A 21,168-nucleotide genomic window follows, 5' to 3' on the forward strand; every position below is an offset into this window, starting at 1 on the left:
TTCGAATCAAATCATGTTCAGGATCAGTCGGCAAAAAACTGGTTGATCTTGGTTTCCGACTTCAACTGGTGTTGGAGCAGCTGTTTTACTTCCTGTTCTTGTTTGATCGTACTGAGAGGTTGACCGTACCAGTGGTCGAGTTGATCCCGTGTCACGGTATACTTGTAGTCCGGAAACGTAAAGGTGATCCGCTCGACATTATCGACGAGGACAAACAGGTAGGTGGCATTAAACAGAACCGTTTCTTTGATTTCCTGTTCGATGTTTTCTGTCTCGATGTCCTTGTAAGTCAAATGCATGCCATACGGTGTTTGTTTCGTTTGCAGGGCAATCTGCCGTAATTCCTGGTGATGGGCCAGTTCCTTGACGATATTTGTGACGGCACTGTTATTGCCGACAACGGAATGCTTATAGTGGAACAGGTCCGTCTTCGAATCGGCATGTTGGCTGTAGCCGTTCCACATCAGCACGAGACAGGCGACCGACAGGAACGGGATTAAGATGCGTTTCATTTCATTTCCCCCTTATGTAACGTGCTTTAATGGTATCATAGTTCAGGAATAGACTCCTAAAAATTTCTTATATTGGAATTTTAGTAACAATTGACGGTTTTTGAACACTACGCTGACAAGAAGGAGTGAAACAGATGAAAGGACTTGCCGTTTATTTGAGTGAACCACTGACAGATGAGGCGAAAGACAGCATCCGACAGATGCGGGCAATCGGCTTTACCTCGATCTTTACTTCATTACATATCCCGGAAGATGATCCGGCGTTATATACAGAGCGATTGAGAACTTTAGGACAATTGGCACGAGAACTCGAGATGGAACTCGTCGCGGATATCGCCCCGACTTCCCTTGCCGCGCTCGGCAAGACGTGGGAGGATGCCGATACCTTAACCGAATGGGGAGTGACCGGACTGCGGGTCGACTACGGCATGACACCGAAACAGGTCGCGGATTTATCAAAACAGATGATGGTCGCCTTAAACGCCAGTACGCTGACGGCAGAAGAACTCGACGCGATGAAAGCGGAGGGACTTGTGCTTGAGCAGGTCGAGGCGTGGCACAACTTTTATCCGCGACCGGAAACAGGACTGGATCGTGACTGGTTCAACGATAAAAACCGGTGGCTTCACGGACAAGGAATCCGTGTTCAGGCCTTCATCCCGGGTGACGGACAACTGCGCGGTCCGCTTTACGAGACGTTACCGACGCTCGAAGATCATCGTGGACAATCACCATTTGCCTGTTATCTGGAGCTTGAAGTATCCGTCGACCGGATACTGGTCGGGGACCCCGGCTTGTCGGACAGCTCGATGCGTCAATTTGCGGTCTATCAGGAGGGGATCATTGTTCTCCGGGCAACGGGACAAGACAATCCGCTGTTAGAAAGCGTCCAGACAAACCGGATGGATCCGGCACGCGATGTCATCCGCTCGGTCGAGTCACGGACTTACAGTCGACCGGGCAACGGACTCCTTGAACCCGCGGCTTTAGCCGACCGACCTGTTGGATCGATTACGATCGATAATCTGCGTTACGGCCGGTATGCCGGGGAGCTGCAAATCACAAAACGGGATCTTACGGCCGACGAACGGGTCAATGTCATCGGACGCGTGATTGAAGTTGACCGACCGTTGCTACAACAAATTGGTCCCGGCGGACGGTTTCGACTGGAGTGCATCAATGCGGAAGTCGCTATCAATTCTCAGTAATTGAATCATAAATAATAAAAAAATGATTTACATAGAGAAGGAGAGATAGTGTGAAGAAACAGCTCTTTTTGAAATTGAAAAATGGAGACACCTATTCGGTGGACGCTTTTGCTGATTTAAATATGTTCATGGAAGCAATTGATGGATTTTTAGAACATCATCAGACGGCTGAGCATTATACGACACCATTTTTCAGACTTTCCGTTAACGGTGGTAACGTACTGGCGTTTCAAATAAACGAATTGCTTTCTGTTTATATGGAACGATACGCGCAAGAAGACGAGCCGGTAAATGACGTGTAAGGAAAGAAAGGGCGGAAACAGAATGAAAAAGATTATGTTGATCGGCTCCGGCGGATCGGGTAAGTCGACGCTTGCGAGACAACTCGGTCAACGGCTCGGAATCCGTGTCCACCACCTCGACAGCTTATTGTGGCGGGCGGACTGGCAGGCAGTACCGCGCGCAGAACAACAACAGATTCAAACGGACTTGATCAGCCGGGATGACTGGATCATCGACGGAAATTACGGCGGGACGATGGATATTCGGCTCAACGCAGCGGATACGATCATCTTTCTTGATTTGCCGCGAACGACCTGTGTCTACCGGATTCTGAAACGGTCAATCCGGTACCGGCATCAGGCACGACCGGATATGGCAGCCGGGCGTCCGGAAAAAATCGATGTTGCTTTTTTGAAGTGGGTGTGGCGTTATCCGGTTGAACAGCGGCCGGGCATTCAAGCAAGACTCGCACAAGTGACAGCGACGAAGACAATTGTCGTGTTAAAATCACGGAAAGAAGTCCGGCGGTTCATCGACAATATCGCTTAATCAAGGAATAGACAAAGCAAACGACTCCCGGACGTCCGGGAGTCGTTTTTAATAGTAGAGATCATCTGGAGTCCCATGTCGACAGATCCAAATCAAGCACAATGCCGGCAGCGGCATCGTGTTCATTTAAAAATAAAAATTGATAGTTTCCGGCATCAAGAAACTGTTTTTTCTGATAGGGCGTCAACGCTGACTTTAAAGACAACCGTTGCTTAATTACAATCGTCCTGTTTGAAATAGAAGTAAAATCGACCGTCACGTGTGCGGGCTGTTTACGTTTCACATACGGACTGAGAACGTCCTGATTTAAATTGGCGGCAAAACTGAACGTCGGCGGATGGGCCGTCTGTTTGAATCTTTCCAGCAATGCCTTCGACAGTTTCAGTTTCATCTGCAGGTCGATGGTCTGGTCGTCTTGGACATGAATATGCAGCGGTGTCCGCTTAAACTGATCACCGTTTAGAGCGGCCAGGTAATCGCCGATGGACGAATAACGCGGCTTCGGCAGTTTTTGAGATGCTGTATCGACCGAAACGGTGTTGGGATTAAACCAAACAGCGACACCGATCGTCAGGAAACAACTGATCAGCCAAAACAAAGATTTTTTTTTCAAATGACTTCATTCCTTTACGTAATTAAATCTGCTGTCTTTCGTCAACGGCAAGCGTTCTGGTCCAGTGTTTCTGAATCACCTGCAGTACAAATGCCGGATCGTCCCAATGCGTGATGTGGGAAGTCGATGGAACAGAGATGACGGTACCGCCGGTTTTCTCCTGCCACAAGGCGATCGCTTCTTGACGGAACGGTTCATCGGAAACGGGTAACGTCGCCCGGAGCAACACGAGGTTGTCACCCGGAACGTCATCGAGGAAATCGAGAATCTCATCCTGATACATCGCTGTTAGAATCGACCGTGCCGTCTTCGCGCGCGTATGCCAGTAGTACCGGCCGTCCTGCATCCGGACAAAATCCTTACCGGCCAGATCAAGCAGTGGCGACCGGCGCATTTTAGGACCGTAGACGGCGACGTCGCGGAACTCTTCCCACGTTGCAACAGATTCTTCGAAACCGGTGTCGTAAAAGGCGGATTCCTGCTCGAGCGGGGTGCCGCGTAACCGTTTGCTCTGATATCCGCCGTCAATCAAAATCGAGCCGCGGACCCGGTCCGGCTGTTCTTTTTGATAATAAAGAGCGATGAAGCTGCCCCAGGAATGGGACAGGAAATAAAAGTCCTGGACATCGATCTGGTCAAACAGCTGGTTCAGCCAATTGGAAAAACGGGCAAATTGATAGTCGCGTTCGTCCGGAAACGGGTCGGTTTTTCCGTGACCCGGGGCATCAATCGAGACAATCCGGTACGTATCTTGTAAGGCGTCCGCCAGTTCGATGAAGCTGAGGCTTGTTCCGCCGAGGCCGTGCAGGCAAAAAATGACCGGTCGGTCCGGTTCACCCCATTCGGTAATTTGTGTTGAAATGCCGCCGCATGCAATGGTATATCGTTTCATTTTTCTGCCTCCATTTCAAAATAGGTATGTACTTACTTTTTAACCAGTATTATACATCAATTATTGTATACTAAAACTAGCAAATGGATTGAAATGAAATGGAGGAAATAGACGATGAGAATTACAGCAGCGACACTTTGGACGAATGATGTCAAACCGATGCAGGACTTTTACACGGAGACACTCGGTTTTCCGCTCGTCGAGGAGACAGCGACCGCATTTACGGTGCAAATCGGGACGAGTCAGCTTCGGTTTGAGCTCGACACGACACAGCAACCGAAACAATATCACTTTGCGTTTAACGTGCCCGGAGATGCCTTCAGACTAGCGAAGGACTGGTTGCGGCATCGTGTCCCGTTACTGAACGAGGACGGCGAAGACGAAATCTTTTTTGAGAACATTAATGCCCATTCCGTCTATTTTTATGATACGGACGAAAATGTCGTCGAATTGATTGCCCGCCATGATGTCAATCCGGACAAGTCGCTTGAAAAGTTTACCGTGAGAGATATTCTCGATATTGGTGAAATGAACGTCACGACACCGGATGTCGCCAGTGTCGGTGCACAATTCGCCGAACTTGGTGTCTTTCACCGGTACCATCAGCCGATCAACGTCGACTTCCTGAATTTCCTCGGCGCGTCGGAAGACGGCACCCATCTGTTGCTCGGACGAGAAGACCGGACGTGGTTGTTCTCACCGAAACCGGCCATTACCAGCCCGCTTGTGCTTGAACTGGACGGGAATTTGCACGTCCGGCTTGATGCAGACGGGATGTTGCATCACGAAAAATAAACCCGTCCTGTGACGGGTTAAGGGTCAGGCGATGAGTTGTAAAATCCCGAACGTCGTCAAGACGACATAAGAGACCGAGACAAAAATCAAGACGGGCTGAAAGAGCGAGTCTTTGGATTGACGGGTAATCCCTTCGACGAAACAGCTGAGGAGGAAGACGAAGATCGCCAGGCCGATATACATCAGGACAATCGTCAGGATACTTTGGATAATGCCGAACGTGACGAGGGAAAACACGGTAAAGAACAGATAACCGAATCCTGCCAGGAGGATGAGACCAAGCAGGATCCCGAGCGCCGGATGAAGCCGGTTGACACGCGCCGTCCAGTTCGGAATGCGTGGGCTGAGTAACGTCCAAGCCGTATGTAATGACAGACAAATCGAGATGAACAACATCAGGAAAAAGAGTGCCTGCAGGAGGGGCGACAGTTGATCGGTCCAGAACGGAACGATTAAAAAGACGACCGGGAAGCAGAGGCTCAAAAGATGTTTTTTCAAGTGAATCACTTCTTTCGTAAGAGTAGGAACTTTCATTAACAATATCTTCCTTATCCGTACCGTATCATACGTGAAGATAAGAGGGAAGGAGCACGGATGACACATTTTTGGAAAGTGAACGGCAAGTGGCGGATCGGGCGGATTGTCTTACTTGCGATATTGTTGGTGTTGATTTCATTTTTTTTGTATACCTATCATCAGAAAATCCTGCGTCAGTTGTACTTGGAAGACAGATTAGAACAGCAATACGGGCTGAAAAAAGACGAGTATCAGATACAAAGTCATTTCTCGAAGTATGGGTACGGCTACGATGTGACGTTCCACGATGATCGCCGGGCATCGTATGCTTTTAATGTCCGAGAAAAAAATGGAGAGTATACGGCCTTCTACGTAGGTTATGCCTTAAAGGAACCACGTTATGACGACAATGATTTTCGTGCACCTGAACACATGGAGTTTGAACAGTTTACGGACGAACCGTAAACTAATGAAAAATAAGATTCATCGTACAAAAAACACTCATTCAATGATTGAGTGTTTTTTGTATTGGAAGAGTAAAAACAGTTTTTTGTGAAGATGTCTTACAAATATCAATCGTAAACGCTTACAAAAAAGTGTTGAACTCGTTTTATACTAGGTGTGTAGGAGGTCACTACTTATGTTATTGAATGAAAAAAGCAAAAGAATACTTCACATAATGATTCATGAAGTAGAAGTTCATCATCAATTTTTACAAACAATACTTCCGTACTCAAAACGAACACTCGAATACGAAATTGATCGAATTCAAGAATGGCTGATATATCATCAGTTCCCGCCGATTCAAATCTCTGGATCGAATTTAAAGTTGTCTTCGACTCAAGGTGTTTTAGAACGACTAGAACAAACTGAGATGATTTTGTCAGAAGAAGAACGTGAGCTACTCATTATTTTTTATACGATGGTTGAAAAGGAATTTTTATCTGCTGTTCATTATCAGCAATTATTAGAAGTCTCGAAATTTACCGTACAAGAGAGTCTGAATGCCGTAAGGAAAGACGCCGCAAAATTTGGTGTCACCCTCAATTATTCGCGTAAAGAAGGTTATCATTTTTACGGTCATATGCAGACCATTTATCTTTATTTGTATCGGGCAATTGAGAGATTGGTTAAATTATCTACGAAGAATAATTTGATGAATACGATTTTAGATGAATGGTTTGAGGAGCTGAAATCAGCTAGAAAACAAATCGAAGAATATGAATCGTACCAACAAATTAGATTTGTGGAGGAACATCGGGAGAAACTTGCCTATTTTTTAATGATTGGCAGAAAACTTACGATGAAAGAAGTTCTTCCAGACTCGGAGCCATTGTTTAAAAAAGAAGTGGATCCGATTTTACATGCTTATTTTGATGAAGATACGGATGATGTTTTTGTGGATACACTTGATCTACTGATTCAAAGTGGTCCGAAAGTCGAAGAGGAAATCAGGCAAGACATTCATGCACACTTGTCATCTGTAATGCGGGAAGTCATTCACTACTTTGAAACGATTTCCTGCACATTCATTATTGAAAAAGAGGCTCTATGCGAAAAACTCGTCCTGCACTCGAAAGCGACAATTCAACGACTGTATTCCGGTCTTGAATCTTCTTCGGAGCTTAAACGCTATGTCACACAAGAACACCAGGTATTAAACGTCTTGGTATCGCGGGCGTTAGAACCATTCCGGAAGTGGATGAATCAACCGATACCGGATATTGAAGTCATGTACTACACCTTGCACTTTGCGACTCATCTTAATCAACAAGGGGAGCATTTGGATCAGAAGTTAAAAGCAATTGTTGTTTGTCCAAGTGGTATCAGCGTATCGCATATGTTGGACTACATTTTAAAAAATCAATTTCCGGAAATCATATTTCTTCCACCGATTTCTCAGAGTGAAGTGGAGAACTATTCGGAACTGGTGGATTTGATTTTTACAACGGTTCCGCTAGATCCTGTAGTTCATCAAAGGACAGATGTAATGCTTGTTCCAACTTTACCAACTCGATTAGAGCAGATTACATTGAAGCGAACTGTTGAACAACGTTACTTGAGCCATAAACAAGATCCAACTGTTCAAGTAGAAGATTTAATTGCACTTATCAAGCAGCATGCGACGATTCAAAGTGAAACGGTGCTTCGTCAGCAGTTGGGGAATCTATTGTTTCCAAAACAAGAGAAACCGTTACAAGGGGGACAACCCGTGTTAAATGAATTGATTACCGAAAATAAGATTCAATTACAACAAGGGATTGAATCATGGGAAGCAGCAATTGAATTAGCGGCAAAACCATTGCTGGAAGATGGATCGATCAAAAACACTTATATTGAAACCATGATAAGAAATGTGGAAGAACATGGTCCGTATATCGTTTTGATGCCAGATGTTGCGATACCGCATGCGCGACCGGAAGATGGTGTCATCGAGCTGGGTATGAGTGTGTTGAAGTTAGAAAAGGCTGTTGAATTTCCTAAAGAAAAAGAAGTTAGGCTCTTTTTCGTACTAGCAGCGATAGATCAAACGACACATCTCAAGGCATTAAGTCAGCTGACGAATTTATTAGGAAATTCAACTGATGTATCACGTTTATTAGATGCGACATCGGTCGAGGAAATATTAACAATAATTGCTACATACTCAGAGGAGGAATAAATGATGAAGAAAATTTTAGTAGTTTGCGGAAATGGGTTAGGATCAAGTTTTATCATGGAATTAAACGTTAAAAAAGCATTGGAACAGATGGGTAAAGAAGCAGATGTTTCCCATACGGATTTGTCTACAGCTCAATCGGAACCAGCTGATATTTATTTAGGAGCAAAAGATATCATTATTACATTAGATAATGGAACAAGAGATATTGTGGCACTTGAAAATGTAATGAATATTGAAGACATTAAGAATCAATTAAGTACACGTCTGTAACAAGGTTAATCAGAAAGGAGGACTGACATTGCTTGATTTAATCATGCGTGACATTTTAGGGACGCCGGCAATCTTACTTGGTATTTTTGCCCTGATTGGATTGTTGCTTCAGAAAAAAGATGTTGCTACTGTGGTCTCAGGAACATTAAAAACAATCATGGGGTTCATCATCATTGGAGCAGGCGCCGGCGTAATCATTGCTGCACTTGAAATCTTCAGTAAAATGTTTGATCAAGCCTTCAGTATTCGTGGGATTATTCCAAATAACGAAGCCATTGTTGCGGTAGCGCAAGATGCATTCGGTGTAGAGACAGCCATGATCATGGTATTTGGTATGGTCATGAATATCGTACTTGCTCGATTTACACCATTTAAGTATATTTTTTTAACCGGTCATCATACTTTATTTATGGCAAGTTTGCTTGCTGCCATACTCTCTGTATCGGGCTTATCAGGATTTATGTTGGTTCTCATAGGTTCAATCTTGTTAGGGCTATGTATGGTTTTATTCCCTGCACTTATTCAACCGTATGTTCGTCAAATTACCGGTACGGATGATTTTGCAGTAGGTCACTTCGGTTCACTCGGTTACTTCATTTCGGGAACTATTGGAAAATATGCAGGAAACAAAGAACATTCTACGGAACAGATTAAAGTGCCGAAACAACTTGGATTTTTGCGAGATACTTCAGTGGCGGTTTCTCTAACGATGACTTTACTTTTCATCGTAGTCGCTTTATTTGCAGGACCATCGTTTATTGAAAAAGAATTATCAAACGGTTCGAACTATATCGTGTTCTCCATTATTCAGGCCATTACTTTTGCCGCGGGTGTATACATAGTACTGGCGGGTGTACGGATGTTGATTTCTGAAATTGTTCCTGCCTTCAAAGGAATTGCTGATAAGCTTGTTCCTAACGCCAAGCCGGCGCTAGACTGTCCTACGGTCTTTCCGTTTGCTCCAAACGCCGTCATTATCGGGTTCTTAGCGAGTTTCGTAGCAGGACTGATCTCTATGTTCTTCCTGCCACTCATGGGATTAGCGATCATTGTACCTGGTCTAGTACCACATTTCTTCACAGGTGCAGCTGCCGGTGTATTTGGAAATGCTACAGGCGGAAGAAGAGGAGCGATCCTTGGTTCGTTTGCTAATGGTATTTTAATAAGCTTCTTACCGGCATTCTTATTACCGTTACTAGGAAATCTAGGATTTGAAGGTACGACATTTGGTGATTCAGACTTTGCATTAGTTGGAATCCTGATTAGTTGGGTTGTATCGATATTTAGTTAATAAGAACATCTAGCAGTTTTTTATAGAAAAGAGATCATCGAAACAGAACATTGTTTCGATGATCTCTTTTAATATGTATCATTCTATTTAAATAGAGTGATAATTAAACAATATAAAAATCAGGAGGAATCCACATGTGGCAAGATTATCAATGGCTCAACCAACCAACTGAAATTGACAACCAACAACAATTAAAATTTACAACAAATGGCGATACCGATTTCTGGCGCAACACGTATTACGGATTCAACCGGATGACGGGGCATGCCTTGTTAAAACCGATTCCAGCACCGGCTTTTTCCTGCCGAATCGAAGTGAAGCTGTATCCGCAAAAAACATATGATCAGGCAGGCATCCTACTTTATTTAAACGAGGACAACTGGCTAAAAGTTTCAGCGGAATTCATTCCGGACGGGAAATCGCATCTCGGAGCCGTCGTCACCTCATTCGGTTATTCCGATTGGTCATCGCGTGATATCGATAATACGGTCTTTAATCAGCCGTTGATATTTGAACTCGTCTGCAACCAACAGGACGTTGAACTTTACTTCGTCGATGGTGAGACGAAGGAGCAGTTACGAATTGCTCATCTGCATGCGCAAGGAGACTGGAAAGTCGGACCGTACGCCTGCAGTCCGAATCTTGAAGGGCAAGGGTGTGACGTCGAAGTATTGGCGTTTGATTACCGGACCAAATGAAAAGAATCCGAACCGTTCAGCACTCATTCCATTTGATGAGTGCTTTCTTTTATGAATGATCAGATTAAAACGTCTTAAAACACAGCAAAATCAACACTTTCACCGATTATCCATTGACAATTCTTAGTACCGACTCTTACAATTGAAAATGATTATCAATAAGAATGGGAGTCCTGTCCACTATGAACGTTTCACGCCGTAAGAAATACATCATTCAAGCTGTTTCCATCCTCTCGATTACGACACTGCTGTTCGGTTGTTCGAATCCGAACGAAGGTGCTGACAATAAATCAAATCAAGATACGTTAACGATGGCATGGCCGCGTGACATCGGCGAGATGAATCCGCATGTCTACAACCCGTCGCAACTGTTCGCTCAGTCGATGGTCTATGAGCCGCTTGTCCATTACGCAGAAGGCGGAAAGCTCGAGCCGTTCCTCGCGAAATCATGGGACATCTCTAAAGACGGAAAAACATATACCTTTAAATTGCGTGACGATGTCAAGTTCTCGGACGGCTCGATGTTTGATGCGACGATCGTCAAAAAGAACTTTGACGCCGTCCTCAAAAACAAAGCCTTACATAGCTGGCTTGGCTTTATCTCGAAAATCGACAAAACGGAAGCGGTCGACAAGCAGACGTTCCGGATGACGTTGTCGGAAGCGTACTATCCGACGATTCAGGAATTGGCGGTCGTCCGCCCGGTCCGCTTCCTCGGCGAAGCCGGTTTCCCGAAAAACGGCGATACGTCAAAAGGCGTCGAACAAGAAGTCGGAACCGGCCCTTGGGTGCTCGACGAGTACAAAGCGGATCAATACGCGACGTTTAAGGTCAACAAAAACTACTGGGGACCGAAGCCGAAAGTGAAGAAAATCAAGGTCGACATCATTCCGGATGCTGAAAGCCGCGTACTCGCTTTTGAAAAAGGCGACATCGATTTGATTTTCGGCGAAGGGGCAATCAGTGTCGACGCCTACAATCAACTGAAAGAAACGAAATCCTACAAGACGACGATGTCAGAACCGGTTGCGACGCGCCTTCTGATCATGAACACGAAGAAAAAACAGCTTGCGGACGAACGCGTCCGTCAGGCACTGCAATACGGCTTTGATAAGAAGACACTCGTAGAAGGCATCACGTCCGGTCTTGAGGCACCGGCTGACTTCATCCTGCCGCCGAACCTGCCGTACACATCGAACCTGAACGTCGAGAAACGGGACTTTGATGTCGCAAAAGCGAAGTCGTTGCTGGACGAAGCCGGCTGGAAACTGCCGAAGGGCAAAAAGATCCGTGAAAAAGACGGACAACCGTTACAGATTGAAATGATGTATGATGCCGCGGAACTTGTTCAAAAAGCGATGGCGGAGACGTTACAGTCAGAGTGGGCGACTATCGGCGTCGACTTGAAAATTGTTGGTGTCGAGCTGCCGGATCAAGTCCAGCGCTTCAAAGACAATAAATTCGATATCAACATGTACAGTAACTTCGGGGCACCGTACGATCCGCATACATTCGTCAACATCATCGGGACGGACGGATTTGGGTTCAAAGAAGCGATTTCCGCTTATCCGAACAAGGATCAACTGTTACAGGAAATGAAAGATGTCCTTAAAACGACGGATGAAACGAAACGTCAGAAGATGTATGCTGACATTCTGCCGTCGCTCCAGGATCAAGGTGCACTCGTTCCAATCTCGTATTTGAAAAAGATGGCGATTTATCAAAACGGTGTCACGAACTTTAAATTTGCCGCGAACCGGGATGAAAGTCCGTTCGCCCAAATCGGCATCAAGTAACAGGAGGTGTACGGAATGGGCGTCTATATTCTGAAACGGGTCGGGTCGGTCATTCCGATCCTGCTCCTCGCTATTTTATTACTGACGGTGATGATTCATTTGTCACCGGTTGATCCGGCGGAAGCGTATCTGTCTGCCGCCCACATCCAACCGACGGAAGAGGTGCTCGCACAAAAGCGGGCAGAGTTCGGACTCGATCAGTCGTTTTTGACCCAGTACGTGACGACCGTCGTCCGGCTGGCCAGTTTTGATTTCGGAACATCGTACGTTTCCGGGAAACCGGTCCTCGACGAAGTGTTGCTCCGTTTGCCGGCGACCGTCCAGCTGGCGCTGTCGAGTCTGTTGCTCGCAATTTTCGTCAGTATCCCGCTCGGCTTTCTCGCGGGAGTTCGAAAGAATGGTTTTTTTGACCATTTGAGCCGGGGGATCGCCTTCATCGGGGCGTCGATTCCGTCATTTTGGCTCGGCTACCTGCTGATTTTCTTTTTTTCCGTCCAGCTTGATTTATTACCGGTCGGCGGGATCGGCAGTCCGAGTCACGTCATCTTGCCGGCGATTACGCTCGCGTTGCCGCTGATTGCGCTGTATACGCGGCTGTTACGGACGAGCGTCATCGAGACGATGCGCGAACCGTACGTCCTGTTTGCCCGGACACGCGGCATCCGGGAAACGATCATTTTAGGAAAACACGTCTTGCGGGTCGCGATTCCGCCGATGTTGACCGGACTCGGGATGAACCTCGGGAAGCTGTTGACGGGGACGATCATCGTCGAGACGGTATTCTCGTGGCCGGGATTCGGCCGTTATTTTATTGAAGCCATCTTTGACCGCGACATGCCGATCATTCAAGGCTACGTCTTCCTCGCGGCCTTGCTGTTTATCGGTAGCAGTCTGCTCGTTGATTTATTGCAACTGGCAATCGATCCACGGATTGCCCGGAAAGGAGGGAACAGACGATGAATGTTCCGCTTGGACGACCGAGTCTGCTTGACCGCCTGTCGAATCAACGGCTGATTTTGATCGGCTGTTCCGTATTTTTAGGGCTGTTGTTTCTCGCGGCTCTGGCTGCACCGTGGCTTGCCCCTCATGATCCGTATCTCGTCAATCTGGCGGTCAAATTGCAGGAGCCGTCCTGGACGTATCCGTTCGGAACCGATCATCTCGGACGCTGTACGTTGTCGCGTCTGTTGTACGGTGCCCGGGTGTCGCTCGGATTTGCCGTCCTGATTTTTGCCTCGTCACTGTTGATCGGTTTATTGGTCGGGACGCTGGCCGGCTACATCGGCGGCTGGGTCGACCAACTGCTGATGCGGTTTTGTGACGGCGTGATGGCATTCCCGAGTCTGATTCTTGTTCTTGGTCTCGTCGGAATTTTCGGACCGGGACTGAAACAGGTCATCGTCGCTTTGATGCTCGTCCAATGGGTTTACTACGCCCGGATGTTCCGGGGGTTGATCATGACGCTGAAGGAAAAAAACTTCATTGCCGCGGCGCGTGTCAACGGCTCCTCGCACTGGAAAATCTTCCGGACGCATCTGTTGCCGAACATTCTGCCCCCGCTGCTTGTCATCGGGACACTTGAGATGGGCTGGGCGATCATGGATATCTCGGCGATGTCGTTCCTCGGTCTCGGTGTTCAATCGCCGGGAGCCGAATGGGGAGCGATGATTCACGAAGGTAAATCATATATCCGGACGAATCCGGAACTGATGATTTATCCCGGTCTGCTGATCATGCTCGTCATTGCGAGCTTTAATCTGCTCGGGGAATCGTTATCGGAACGGTTCGGAGTGACCAAACAAACGAAATGAAAGGAGAGACTCGGATGAAACCTGTATTATCCGTCGAACACTTGACGATCGAAACGACGAACGGTCAGCCGCTCGTCCGTGATATTTCTTTTTCACTGGCAGCCGGACAAATTGTCGGTCTGGTCGGGGAGAGCGGTTGCGGTAAGACAGTGACGAGTCTGGCTCTCCTGCGTCTGCTCGACGAAAAGGTCATCCGTCAGTCTGGACGGATTGTACTGGAAGGGACGGACGTGATGACATTGTCCGACCGCGCGCTCCGGCGTGTCCGCGGCGGGCAGATTGCCTTCATCATGCAAAATCCGATGAGTGCCTTCACACCGGTCTATACAATTGGTCATCAATTAATGGAGACGATCCGGACGCACGACCGGTGCAGTAAACGTGAAGCGAAAGAGCGGGCGATTGAAGCGCTGCTTGAAGTCAATCTTGAACAGCCGGACCGGATTTTAAAAGCCTATCCGTTTGAACTGAGTGGCGGCATGCTGCAACGGGTCATGATTGCACTCGCGGTCTGTCTGCGGCCGCATGTCCTGATTGCCGACGAACCGACGACGGCGCTTGACGTCTACAATCAAAAGCTCGTCCTGTATTATCTCGAGAAAGTCCGTGCTACCTATGACACGGCGATTCTCTTAATTTCGCACGACTTAAGTGTTATCGCTGAGATGGCGGATCATGTCCTCGTCATGCGGGACGGCGAAATCGTCGAACAGGCGGATGTCTTTGACCTGTTCGACCAGCCGAGTCACCCGTATACCCGGCAACTGTTGACACAACACGGAATTCAGGCAGGAGGGATGAAGGCATGAGCCTGTTGCAGCTGGAGCACGTCTCCCACCGCTACGGCAATCAACGGTTTTTGGCGCGCCAGGCGGAGCAGACGGTCTTGCAGGACGTTTCACTGACGCTTGAAGCCGGAACGTGTCTTGGTTTACTCGGTCGCAGCGGTGCCGGAAAAAGTACTCTCGGACGGATTTTACTCGGACTCGAGCGTCCGAAAGCAGGACGGGTACTGTTTAACGGACAAGACATTTACGACGCGGCGTCAAAGGATTTCCGGAAAGACATCCAGGTCGTCTTTCAGGATTCGTTTGCGGCCGTCAATCCGAAGCTGACGGCGGGACAGATCATCGCCGAACCGTTGACGAATTTCCTCGGGTTGTCACCCGATGCATTAGACGAACGGTTAGGCGGACTGATGACACAGGTCGGTTTATCCGCAACGGATTTAACGAAGTACCCTCATCAGTTCAGCGGCGGTCAGTTGCAACGGATCTGTATCGCCCGGGCGATCGCGACGAATCCGAAGCTGATTATCCTCGATGAAGCCGTCAGCAGTCTCGACATGGTCAATAAAGCGCTGATTCTCGACTTGTTACGGGAGTTAAAAGCGACGCTCGGTCTCGCCTATGTCTTCATCACACACGATGTCCAGGCGGCGCAGACGCTGAGTGACCGGTTCGTGATTCTCGATCAAGGTCAGCTGGTCGGTGAATACCCGACGCTCTGGTCGTTTTCGGAAGCGACGGACGAGCACGTTCAGGCAATCCGTCAGGCCGTTCTCGCCATCCATCCGCGGCACCGGACGATTCGAAAATAAACTCTCCTTCCATTCGGCAGGAGGTTTTTTTTATTCTGATTGTAAAGGAAACTTGACACCTGGATGTGAATTACCTACTATTGGAATTGAGAGGTGACTGGGATGAAAAACAAAATGAAGGCGGTACGGGAAGCCCGTCAGTGGTCGCAGGGGCAACTTGCAGAAGCACTTGGTGTATCAAGACAGACCGTCATTTCAATTGAAAAAGAGCGTTATAATCCATCACTCGAACTGGCTTTTTCAATCGCTGCGTTGTTTGATTGTTCGATTGAAGCGATTTTTATACCCGATGCGAAAGAAAAAGGAGATGATGCCTGATGAAACATATGCCGATGATCAATCGTTTACTGTTCTCCGTTCTACTGATATACGGCGGTTATCTGACGCTGTTCGACGGACCCAGTCCGTACAGTATCATTCTTATGTTGGTCGGAATCAGTCAACTGGCGGTCGATTTGGTTTTCCCGCCTGCTGAGACGTATGACGAACGGCAGGAAAAAATTAAAATGAAAAGCGGTCAACTGTCGTATGTCCTGAGTATCGTTTACGTTTTTGTAATGCTGACACTCGTGCAGTGGAAAGTCGTAGACGACATCATGTCAGCTTTGTTGTGTGTGCTGTTCATTCAGGTAATGACGTTCCCGGTGATGCTGTTTATTTACAATCGGCGCAGTTGACGACAAAAAAAGAACAGGTCAAGCGACCTGTTCTTTAGTAATATTCGGACAGCTGTTCTCTTGATTCTTCCGTCAAGTAACCGAGCGATAAAAAGCTTTTGACGAATCGTGAAGGACCGACATTCGAATCGGGTTTGACGTTCCACGTAGTATCTTTTACCTGCTCGAGGACTTCGATGTCAGCTGCCTGCATCTTGACGAAATCGAAGTCAAGCGCAACAGTATCGGTCTCGTCCCATGGTAGTTCATTCGAGGAACGGCTGTTATGTATCGTCTGTAACAGCCGGTCACTTGGAGGATCGAATTCGAATTGTAAGTAATCTCCGCCTGTATCCTGGACGGAAAGTCCGCCGCGGGCGACGATGGCCGGTAAAAAGCGGCGGTGTGTAAAATGTCTGAGAATCATCAGAACAGCTCCTTCCTGATTAGATGTGATTGTTTTGCATCTTATGGAGCAGACGGTCGAATGATTCATGCTCGTCCATTGTAAACTGTTTGAAGTACTGTTCGTGAATGACTTCGACGACAGGAGCGGATTCCTCGACGATCGTCTCGCCTGACGGTGTCAGGACCAGCCGTTTTTCCCGGTCGATCCGTTTACGGGTGATGAGATGAAGGTCAAACAATTTTTTTAAGGTTTGGGAGATGGCTCCGCTCGACAGTTCAAGTGTCGTCTCGAGTGATTTTTGTGTCGCGCTTTGTTCCCGGTATAATGTATCCAGCATATCGAACTGCGATTTCGATAAGCCCCAATCCTTCAGGACAGCGTTGACTTCCTTCATATAGCGGTGATGCAGTTTTTGAATGGCCTGCCAATGACGGTAGGATGGAGTAGACAGGTGTGAAGTCATCAGATCCCTCTTTTCTGTCACCGTGTGTACGGTAAAATAATAAGAAACGCCGGTTTTAAATCAAGCGGTTTCATATATTCAAATTAACACAGAATCGGGTGATCTCCTATCACTTGTGCCTGACAAAAAAGCTTCGTTCGTCTGACCTGATAAGCAGGTGGACGGACGAAGCTTTTTAGTGAGTGGTTGAAGTGATTTTTGCCGGCGGAACATGGCGTCCCCAAACAAGATAACCAGTTGGACCGAGATAGTTGACGAGGAAAATCAAGGTAGCCCAGATCCATTTCGGTCCGCGTGTCTTCGGGCGTTTCCATAAATCGAGATAAGCTGTGATCATCAAACAGAATCCAAGCAGGTGGACGATATTGGTCAACCATTTCCGAGTGTTTAATTTCAAACGAAGTACCTCCTGAGCACTGATTAGCTGACGAACAGTCGGTCATGAAAATTTTTCAAAATCAACCGATCCTGTTCAATCGTAAAGCCGTAACGGGTAAAGCATTCGGCAGAGACGCGTCCACCGTAAGAAATGGCGGTAAAGTCTCCACTGACGCGGTAATGGGTATATTTATGTTGAATATCATGAATTAACGATTCGAGCAGTAAACCACGTTCGCCAAGTCCTTCTTCGCGGACATGGATGTCGAGCAAGCTGAACTCGGCAAATTTACTTGAGCCATGCAGTCGTGTCGACAGATGTTGAATCGTCATATGCGACCGTTTGGATAAAACGGTTTTGTTGGTGCGGCGATTTTCCAGTAACGTCACGTAATAACTGAACAGCGGTGCATGGATGTTACGTGTTACTTGAACGACCTGCTGTTGATTATTGTAAGCCAGTCCGACGATCTGTTCGTTCGGATGCTGTTGAATGTCGATGGAGCGTTCATTACAGACGGTTTGCCAGTTTGGCTCCGGAATCCATGATAATTCAGGCGTCCGGGGGGATCTAAAGAATTTCACGGGCGAAGTAAATCCTCCTTTAAACGAATAGATGGTTTAAATATACACTTTTTGTCAATTGGATAACAGGGTGTTTTAACAAAAACATACAAACGTAAAGAATTTTTGTTGTATTTGCAACAAAAAATAATATAATAAGTTCATAGCATGTTATGAGTGAACATAAAAAGGAGGCGCCATGGGAGAACTATTACGTGAAATCGGAATGATTGCGCGGGCACTTGATTCCATCAGTAATGTTGAATTCAAAGAGCTGGAACTGACAAAAGGACAATACATTTATCTTGTCCGGATTTGTGAAAATCCAGGAATCATTCAAGAAAAACTGGCGGAACTGATTCTCGTGGACCGGACGACAGCCGCCCGATCGATTCAAAAATTAGAAAAAGCCGGATTCATCGAAAAACGACCAGATATCGTGAACAAAAAAATCAAAAAACTGTATGCAACTGCAAAAGGGCAGGCAACGTGTCCGGTGATTCTGCAGGAACACGCTTATTCTAAAGGGGTTGCTTTAGCTGGTCTGAGCGAAGAGGAACAGACGCAGTTACACCAGTTGACGGAGCGCGTCCGTGAAAATATCGAGCGGGAATGGGACTTTGTCAAAAAAGGTGGAACTCGACATTATCTGAAGGAGTGAACAGGATGAAAGAAACAATTGAGTTTGTCCGCTGCGACGTCAAGGATGTCAGAACATTACAAGCGGTTAGCATAGAAACTTTTTCGGAGACGTTTGGTTCCCAAAATGATCCGCAGCATCTAGAGGATTATCTCAACGAATCCTATAATCTTAAAAAATTGACACGTGAGCTTGAACATCCGAATTCATTTTTCTTTTTCATCAAAAGTAATGAGGAAATTGCCGGTTATTTAAAGCTGAACATCGGAGACGCTCAAACGGAGCTGATGGAAGGCAAAACCTTGGAACTTGAACGAATTTACATTCGTTCAGCATATCAGGGGACAGGTCTTGGAAAGCAGTTGCTGGAGAAAACATTCGAGGTTGCTCAAGCACAGGGGATGGAGCAAGTCTGGTTAGGGGTGTGGGAAGAAAATCATCATGCGATTCGCTTTTATCAACGTTTTGGTTTTGTAAAGACAGGAGCACACTCTTTCTTTATGGGAGAAGATGAACAGGTGGATTGGATCATGACGAAGACGCTGTAAATAAATCAATATGTCAAAGTGTTATGCGGTCGAAATTTTGCCGTTCTTCGAAACCGAGAAATCCAACCTCAATATAAAAGGAGTTGTTCCAATTCTGTTTTCTGCCGGAAATGATGCCGTGTATGCATGCCGACTAGTTGAATCCATTCCTGTGCATTCAGATAACCGAAACCGCCGTGTTTTGTTTTGGCTGCCGGATTAATCTGCTCCAGGCGGACTGACCAGTCGTCCAGCCGTTGAACGAGCTCAAGCAAACGCTGTTTCAGGCGGTCACGGCTGTCGGTATTGTCCGGCGGAGCGTTCATCTCGTCCGGCAGTCTGATTTTGATCGGTGGGAATGCCTGTTGACGGAATAATTCTTCGCCGAACGGTGTTTTACCGTCCGCCGTATCGGTCGTCAGCGAAGCGCAGATTTCAACTTCATCGATATATTCATGGGCGACAAGTAAAATATGATCATACATTTGACCGAGCGACCAGACGCCCGGTTGCGAGATATGATGCAACTCGTCTTCGGTATACCGGTCCAGTTCATCATGCAGATACAGCAGACAATCGATTTCTGTCATCGGAACCCCTCCTTTAGCGGATCATCCATTTTTCTTAATACTAGCACGTTCGAAACCTGAAAACAGGGACGACAAGGAGTAGAATCCAAGTTGTCCCTGCTGCTTTATTAAGAAACCTTTGATTCGTCCTCGACCGTCATTGTATACAAATCCTGTTTGGAACGTTGAAAGACGATTGGTAACGTCATCAAACCAAGCGCCAGGAAACCAAGCGAAAAGACGATATAGGTCGAGCGGATCGACAATGTTTCGGCAAGCAGACCAATCGATAACGTCAGTCCGATAATGAGAATCGACTCGGCGACGTTGATGACACCGGAGAACCGCCCCATGATCGAGACCGGAACGTTGTTTTGATGAAACGACAGAAAACCGGTGTTTGCAAACGACAAGGCAAACGTCAGCAGGAAAAAACCGACTGCGGCGAGACTGAAATCCGTCGCCGTCGCAAAAATTAAGTAGCCGACCGGTGTCGCAACCGAGCCGAAACCAATCAGGAACGGCAGGCTGAGCCATTTCGTGCACGTTGCATTAATGATGGAGCCGGCAATGATGCCGAGTCCGGCGATACTGACGAGGAAACCGTACATACTCTCCGAAAAATCAAGAACGCGTGTCGCGAACGTCGCTTCCAGTGAATCGAGACCGGACATGAAAATCGTCATGACGCAGAACAGGGTATACACGAGCGTGATATAGCGGTGTTTGTGCGCATAATGCAACGTTTCTTTCCAGTCCGAGACGATCATCCGGAAACTGAGCCGTTCGGAACCGGTAATCGTTGCCTTTTGTTCGATGTCCGGCAGGGAAAACAGAATCATTGCCGAAACGGCCAGCGCACCTGCATTCAGATAGATGGCAAGTGTCGGCGATCCGACGAGGAACAACAGACCGGCAATCGTCGGTCCGAGAATGAAGCCACACGATTGGATAAAATTTTTTAAGGCATTAAACCGTTGACGGTTGGTTTTTGAAACGAGTTTCGTCATATAAATCAAGGAAGCCGATTCGAACAGTGAACTGCCGATATTGATGAAAAAGACCAGCGTGTACAAAAGCAATAACGAGTCAATCCATGGCAGGACGGCAATTAAGACAGCCCGTGCCAAGTCAAGCGCCACCATCAGATTCCGCTTATCGACGCGGTCGATGACCGTGCCGGACCAAAAACTTGATAACAGGGCGGCGATCGGGACGAGCATGTAGAGAATCGAAACGGCGAATGCTGAATTCGTCCGGGCGAGGACAATCAAATTCAGGGCAATGAAGTACACCCACGCTCCGAGATTGGAGATGCCGACGCTTGATAACAAGAGGGCAGGATGTTTCCATGTTCCGCGCATACGCCATCACTCCTTCTGAATGTTTTTTGAATATATAGAAAATGATTACAATTGATGTTAAGGGACAGCTGAATGAAAATCAAGAAGAAAATGGAAAAAGCCA

Annotated in this window: 28 protein-coding genes; 18 read left to right on the plus strand and 10 right to left on the minus strand. The window is 47.0% G+C overall.

Features of this window, described 5'->3' with window-relative positions; all coding sequences use genetic code 11:
- Positions 1-23 precede the first annotated feature (23 nt).
- Positions 24-512: a DUF4825 domain-containing protein gene (locus KNP91_RS03355; protein WP_214764950.1), complete on the minus strand. Its 489-nt coding sequence runs from the start codon at positions 510-512 to the stop codon at positions 24-26.
- Positions 513-646: 134 nt separating this feature from the next.
- Between KNP91_RS03355 and KNP91_RS03360 the strand changes: the two genes are divergently transcribed.
- The 3 genes from KNP91_RS03360 to KNP91_RS03370 are packed head-to-tail and all read left to right on the plus strand — an operon-like array spanning position 647 to position 2,551.
- The gene (locus KNP91_RS03360) at positions 647-1,720 is read left to right on the plus strand and encodes a DUF871 domain-containing protein (protein WP_214848639.1); all 1,074 of its coding nucleotides are present in this window, start codon (positions 647-649) and stop codon (positions 1,718-1,720) included.
- A gap of 50 nt (positions 1,721-1,770) precedes the next feature.
- Positions 1,771-2,022, plus strand: coding sequence for a hypothetical protein (locus KNP91_RS03365; RefSeq protein WP_214848641.1), 252 nt, complete (start codon positions 1,771-1,773; stop codon positions 2,020-2,022).
- 22 nt (positions 2,023-2,044) lie between these two features.
- Positions 2,045-2,551 carry a DNA topology modulation protein gene (locus KNP91_RS03370; protein WP_214848644.1) on the plus strand — a complete coding sequence of 169 codons (507 nt, stop codon included), beginning with the start codon at positions 2,045-2,047 and terminating at the stop codon, positions 2,549-2,551.
- A gap of 61 nt (positions 2,552-2,612) precedes the next feature.
- Here KNP91_RS03370 and KNP91_RS03375 read toward each other — a convergent pair whose 3' ends face one another.
- On the minus strand, positions 2,613-3,164 hold the full coding sequence (locus KNP91_RS03375) for a hypothetical protein (RefSeq protein ID WP_214848646.1): 552 nt from the start codon (positions 3,162-3,164) through the stop codon (positions 2,613-2,615).
- 22 nt (positions 3,165-3,186) lie between these two features.
- The gene (locus KNP91_RS03380; protein ID WP_214848648.1) at positions 3,187-4,056 is read right to left on the minus strand and encodes an alpha/beta hydrolase; all 870 of its coding nucleotides are present in this window, start codon (positions 4,054-4,056) and stop codon (positions 3,187-3,189) included.
- A 114-nt stretch (positions 4,057-4,170) separates the two neighbouring features.
- Here KNP91_RS03380 and KNP91_RS03385 point away from each other — a divergent pair, with 114 nt between their 5' ends.
- Positions 4,171-4,851 carry a VOC family protein gene (locus KNP91_RS03385; protein ID WP_214848650.1) on the plus strand — a complete coding sequence of 227 codons (681 nt, stop codon included), beginning with the start codon at positions 4,171-4,173 and terminating at the stop codon, positions 4,849-4,851.
- 24 nt (positions 4,852-4,875) lie between these two features.
- Here KNP91_RS03385 and KNP91_RS03390 read toward each other — a convergent pair whose 3' ends face one another.
- Complete coding sequence (locus KNP91_RS03390) at positions 4,876-5,385, minus strand: hypothetical protein (RefSeq protein ID WP_214848652.1); 510 nt, start codon at positions 5,383-5,385, stop codon at positions 4,876-4,878.
- 60 nt (positions 5,386-5,445) lie between these two features.
- Between KNP91_RS03390 and KNP91_RS03395 the strand changes: the two genes are divergently transcribed.
- The 12 genes from KNP91_RS03395 (at position 5,446) to KNP91_RS03450 (ending at position 16,172) form a co-directional block, all read left to right on the plus strand.
- Positions 5,446-5,832: a hypothetical protein gene (locus tag KNP91_RS03395; RefSeq protein WP_214848654.1), complete on the plus strand. Its 387-nt coding sequence runs from the start codon at positions 5,446-5,448 to the stop codon at positions 5,830-5,832.
- 175 nt (positions 5,833-6,007) lie between these two features.
- The gene (locus KNP91_RS03400; protein WP_214848658.1) at positions 6,008-8,029 is read left to right on the plus strand and encodes a BglG family transcription antiterminator; all 2,022 of its coding nucleotides are present in this window, start codon (positions 6,008-6,010) and stop codon (positions 8,027-8,029) included.
- A 3-nt stretch (positions 8,030-8,032) separates the two neighbouring features.
- Complete coding sequence (locus KNP91_RS03405; protein ID WP_214848661.1) at positions 8,033-8,299, plus strand: PTS sugar transporter subunit IIB; 267 nt, start codon at positions 8,033-8,035, stop codon at positions 8,297-8,299.
- Positions 8,300-8,327: 28 nt separating this feature from the next.
- Positions 8,328-9,590, plus strand: a complete 1,263-nt coding sequence (locus KNP91_RS03410; RefSeq protein ID WP_214848663.1) for a PTS ascorbate transporter subunit IIC — start codon at positions 8,328-8,330, stop codon at positions 9,588-9,590.
- Between the two features lie 134 nt (positions 9,591-9,724).
- Positions 9,725-10,288, plus strand: a complete 564-nt coding sequence (locus KNP91_RS03415) for a DUF1349 domain-containing protein (protein ID WP_214848665.1) — start codon at positions 9,725-9,727, stop codon at positions 10,286-10,288.
- Positions 10,289-10,470: 182 nt separating this feature from the next.
- Positions 10,471-12,084 (plus strand): nickel ABC transporter substrate-binding protein, encoded by a 1,614-nt coding sequence (gene nikA / locus KNP91_RS03420; protein WP_214848667.1) that lies wholly within the window; start codon positions 10,471-10,473, stop codon positions 12,082-12,084.
- Between the two features lie 15 nt (positions 12,085-12,099).
- On the plus strand, positions 12,100-13,044 hold the full coding sequence (locus tag KNP91_RS03425; protein WP_214764943.1) for an ABC transporter permease: 945 nt from the start codon (positions 12,100-12,102) through the stop codon (positions 13,042-13,044).
- Positions 13,041-13,895: a nickel ABC transporter permease subunit NikC gene (gene nikC, locus KNP91_RS03430; RefSeq protein ID WP_214764942.1), complete on the plus strand. Its 855-nt coding sequence runs from the start codon at positions 13,041-13,043 to the stop codon at positions 13,893-13,895. The genes KNP91_RS03425 and nikC overlap by 4 nt, the downstream gene beginning before the upstream one ends.
- Positions 13,896-13,909: 14 nt before the next feature.
- A complete protein-coding gene (locus KNP91_RS03435; protein WP_214848669.1) occupies positions 13,910-14,704 on the plus strand; it encodes an ABC transporter ATP-binding protein in 795 nt (264 codons plus the stop codon).
- Positions 14,701-15,495 carry an ATP-binding cassette domain-containing protein gene (locus KNP91_RS03440; RefSeq protein WP_214848671.1) on the plus strand — a complete coding sequence of 265 codons (795 nt, stop codon included), beginning with the start codon at positions 14,701-14,703 and terminating at the stop codon, positions 15,493-15,495. Before KNP91_RS03435 ends, KNP91_RS03440 begins: the two co-directional genes overlap by 4 nt.
- A gap of 102 nt (positions 15,496-15,597) precedes the next feature.
- The gene (locus KNP91_RS03445) at positions 15,598-15,813 is read left to right on the plus strand and encodes a helix-turn-helix transcriptional regulator (protein WP_214764939.1); all 216 of its coding nucleotides are present in this window, start codon (positions 15,598-15,600) and stop codon (positions 15,811-15,813) included.
- Positions 15,813-16,172, plus strand: a complete 360-nt coding sequence (locus KNP91_RS03450; protein ID WP_214764938.1) for a hypothetical protein — start codon at positions 15,813-15,815, stop codon at positions 16,170-16,172. Before KNP91_RS03445 ends, KNP91_RS03450 begins: the two co-directional genes overlap by 1 nt.
- Positions 16,173-16,206: 34 nt before the next feature.
- Here KNP91_RS03450 and KNP91_RS03455 read toward each other — a convergent pair whose 3' ends face one another.
- The 4 genes from KNP91_RS03455 to KNP91_RS03470 form a co-directional block, all read right to left on the minus strand.
- Positions 16,207-16,578 (minus strand): hypothetical protein, encoded by a 372-nt coding sequence (locus KNP91_RS03455; RefSeq protein WP_214764937.1) that lies wholly within the window; start codon positions 16,576-16,578, stop codon positions 16,207-16,209.
- A gap of 19 nt (positions 16,579-16,597) precedes the next feature.
- Positions 16,598-17,023, minus strand: coding sequence for a MarR family winged helix-turn-helix transcriptional regulator (locus tag KNP91_RS03460; RefSeq protein ID WP_012370246.1), 426 nt, complete (start codon positions 17,021-17,023; stop codon positions 16,598-16,600).
- A 175-nt stretch (positions 17,024-17,198) separates the two neighbouring features.
- Positions 17,199-17,420: a PLD nuclease N-terminal domain-containing protein gene (locus KNP91_RS03465; protein WP_251135852.1), complete on the minus strand. Its 222-nt coding sequence runs from the start codon at positions 17,418-17,420 to the stop codon at positions 17,199-17,201.
- A 23-nt stretch (positions 17,421-17,443) separates the two neighbouring features.
- Positions 17,444-17,986: a hypothetical protein gene (locus tag KNP91_RS03470; protein ID WP_214848673.1), complete on the minus strand. Its 543-nt coding sequence runs from the start codon at positions 17,984-17,986 to the stop codon at positions 17,444-17,446.
- A 178-nt stretch (positions 17,987-18,164) separates the two neighbouring features.
- On the opposite strand from KNP91_RS03470, the gene KNP91_RS03475 reads away from it, so the two are divergent.
- Positions 18,165-18,626 (plus strand): MarR family winged helix-turn-helix transcriptional regulator, encoded by a 462-nt coding sequence (locus tag KNP91_RS03475; protein ID WP_214848674.1) that lies wholly within the window; start codon positions 18,165-18,167, stop codon positions 18,624-18,626.
- Between the two features lie 5 nt (positions 18,627-18,631).
- The gene (locus KNP91_RS03480; RefSeq protein WP_214848675.1) at positions 18,632-19,153 is read left to right on the plus strand and encodes a GNAT family N-acetyltransferase; all 522 of its coding nucleotides are present in this window, start codon (positions 18,632-18,634) and stop codon (positions 19,151-19,153) included.
- A gap of 68 nt (positions 19,154-19,221) precedes the next feature.
- Here the strand turns inward: KNP91_RS03480 and KNP91_RS03485 are convergent, their stop codons facing one another.
- Positions 19,222-19,722 (minus strand): DinB family protein, encoded by a 501-nt coding sequence (locus KNP91_RS03485; RefSeq protein ID WP_214764933.1) that lies wholly within the window; start codon positions 19,720-19,722, stop codon positions 19,222-19,224.
- Positions 19,723-19,829: 107 nt separating this feature from the next.
- A complete protein-coding gene (locus tag KNP91_RS03490) occupies positions 19,830-21,065 on the minus strand; it encodes an MFS transporter (RefSeq protein ID WP_214764932.1) in 1,236 nt (411 codons plus the stop codon).
- Between the last annotated feature and the right edge of the window lie 103 nt (positions 21,066-21,168).

This window comes from Exiguobacterium sp. s138 (assembly GCF_018618775.1).
GTDB classification, from domain to species: domain Bacteria; phylum Bacillota; class Bacilli; order Exiguobacteriales; family Exiguobacteriaceae; genus Exiguobacterium_A; species Exiguobacterium_A artemiae.

Bases quoted from the DNA above. Each gene is read 5' to 3' on its own strand.
- KNP91_RS03475 (WP_214848674.1), top strand. From the start codon at position 18,165: ATGGGAGAACTATTACGTGAAATCGGAATGATTGCGCGGGCACTTGAT.
- KNP91_RS03415 (WP_214848665.1), top strand. From the start codon at position 9,725: ATGTGGCAAGATTATCAATGGCTCAACCAACCAACTGAAATTGACAAC.
- KNP91_RS03390 (WP_214848652.1), bottom strand. From the start codon at position 5,385: ATGAAAGTTCCTACTCTTACGAAAGAAGTGATTCACTTGAAAAAACAT.
- KNP91_RS03370 (WP_214848644.1), top strand. From the start codon at position 2,045: ATGAAAAAGATTATGTTGATCGGCTCCGGCGGATCGGGTAAGTCGACG.
- KNP91_RS03485 (WP_214764933.1), bottom strand. From the start codon at position 19,722: ATGACAGAAATCGATTGTCTGCTGTATCTGCATGATGAACTGGACCGG.
- KNP91_RS03380 (WP_214848648.1), bottom strand. From the start codon at position 4,056: ATGAAACGATATACCATTGCATGCGGCGGCATTTCAACACAAATTACC.
- KNP91_RS03400 (WP_214848658.1), top strand. From the start codon at position 6,008: ATGTTATTGAATGAAAAAAGCAAAAGAATACTTCACATAATGATTCAT.
- KNP91_RS03440 (WP_214848671.1), top strand. From the start codon at position 14,701: ATGAGCCTGTTGCAGCTGGAGCACGTCTCCCACCGCTACGGCAATCAA.
- nikA (WP_214848667.1), top strand. From the start codon at position 10,471: ATGAACGTTTCACGCCGTAAGAAATACATCATTCAAGCTGTTTCCATC.
- KNP91_RS03385 (WP_214848650.1), top strand. From the start codon at position 4,171: ATGAGAATTACAGCAGCGACACTTTGGACGAATGATGTCAAACCGATG.
- KNP91_RS03480 (WP_214848675.1), top strand. From the start codon at position 18,632: ATGAAAGAAACAATTGAGTTTGTCCGCTGCGACGTCAAGGATGTCAGA.
- KNP91_RS03395 (WP_214848654.1), top strand. From the start codon at position 5,446: ATGACACATTTTTGGAAAGTGAACGGCAAGTGGCGGATCGGGCGGATT.
- KNP91_RS03460 (WP_012370246.1), bottom strand. From the start codon at position 17,023: ATGACTTCACACCTGTCTACTCCATCCTACCGTCATTGGCAGGCCATT.
- KNP91_RS03455 (WP_214764937.1), bottom strand. From the start codon at position 16,578: ATGATTCTCAGACATTTTACACACCGCCGCTTTTTACCGGCCATCGTC.
- KNP91_RS03450 (WP_214764938.1), top strand. From the start codon at position 15,813: ATGAAACATATGCCGATGATCAATCGTTTACTGTTCTCCGTTCTACTG.
- KNP91_RS03425 (WP_214764943.1), top strand. From the start codon at position 12,100: ATGGGCGTCTATATTCTGAAACGGGTCGGGTCGGTCATTCCGATCCTG.
- KNP91_RS03360 (WP_214848639.1), top strand. From the start codon at position 647: ATGAAAGGACTTGCCGTTTATTTGAGTGAACCACTGACAGATGAGGCG.
- KNP91_RS03490 (WP_214764932.1), bottom strand. From the start codon at position 21,065: ATGCGCGGAACATGGAAACATCCTGCCCTCTTGTTATCAAGCGTCGGC.
- nikC (WP_214764942.1), top strand. From the start codon at position 13,041: ATGAATGTTCCGCTTGGACGACCGAGTCTGCTTGACCGCCTGTCGAAT.
- KNP91_RS03435 (WP_214848669.1), top strand. From the start codon at position 13,910: ATGAAACCTGTATTATCCGTCGAACACTTGACGATCGAAACGACGAAC.
- KNP91_RS03445 (WP_214764939.1), top strand. From the start codon at position 15,598: ATGAAAAACAAAATGAAGGCGGTACGGGAAGCCCGTCAGTGGTCGCAG.
- KNP91_RS03405 (WP_214848661.1), top strand. From the start codon at position 8,033: ATGAAGAAAATTTTAGTAGTTTGCGGAAATGGGTTAGGATCAAGTTTT.
- KNP91_RS03355 (WP_214764950.1), bottom strand. From the start codon at position 512: ATGAAACGCATCTTAATCCCGTTCCTGTCGGTCGCCTGTCTCGTGCTG.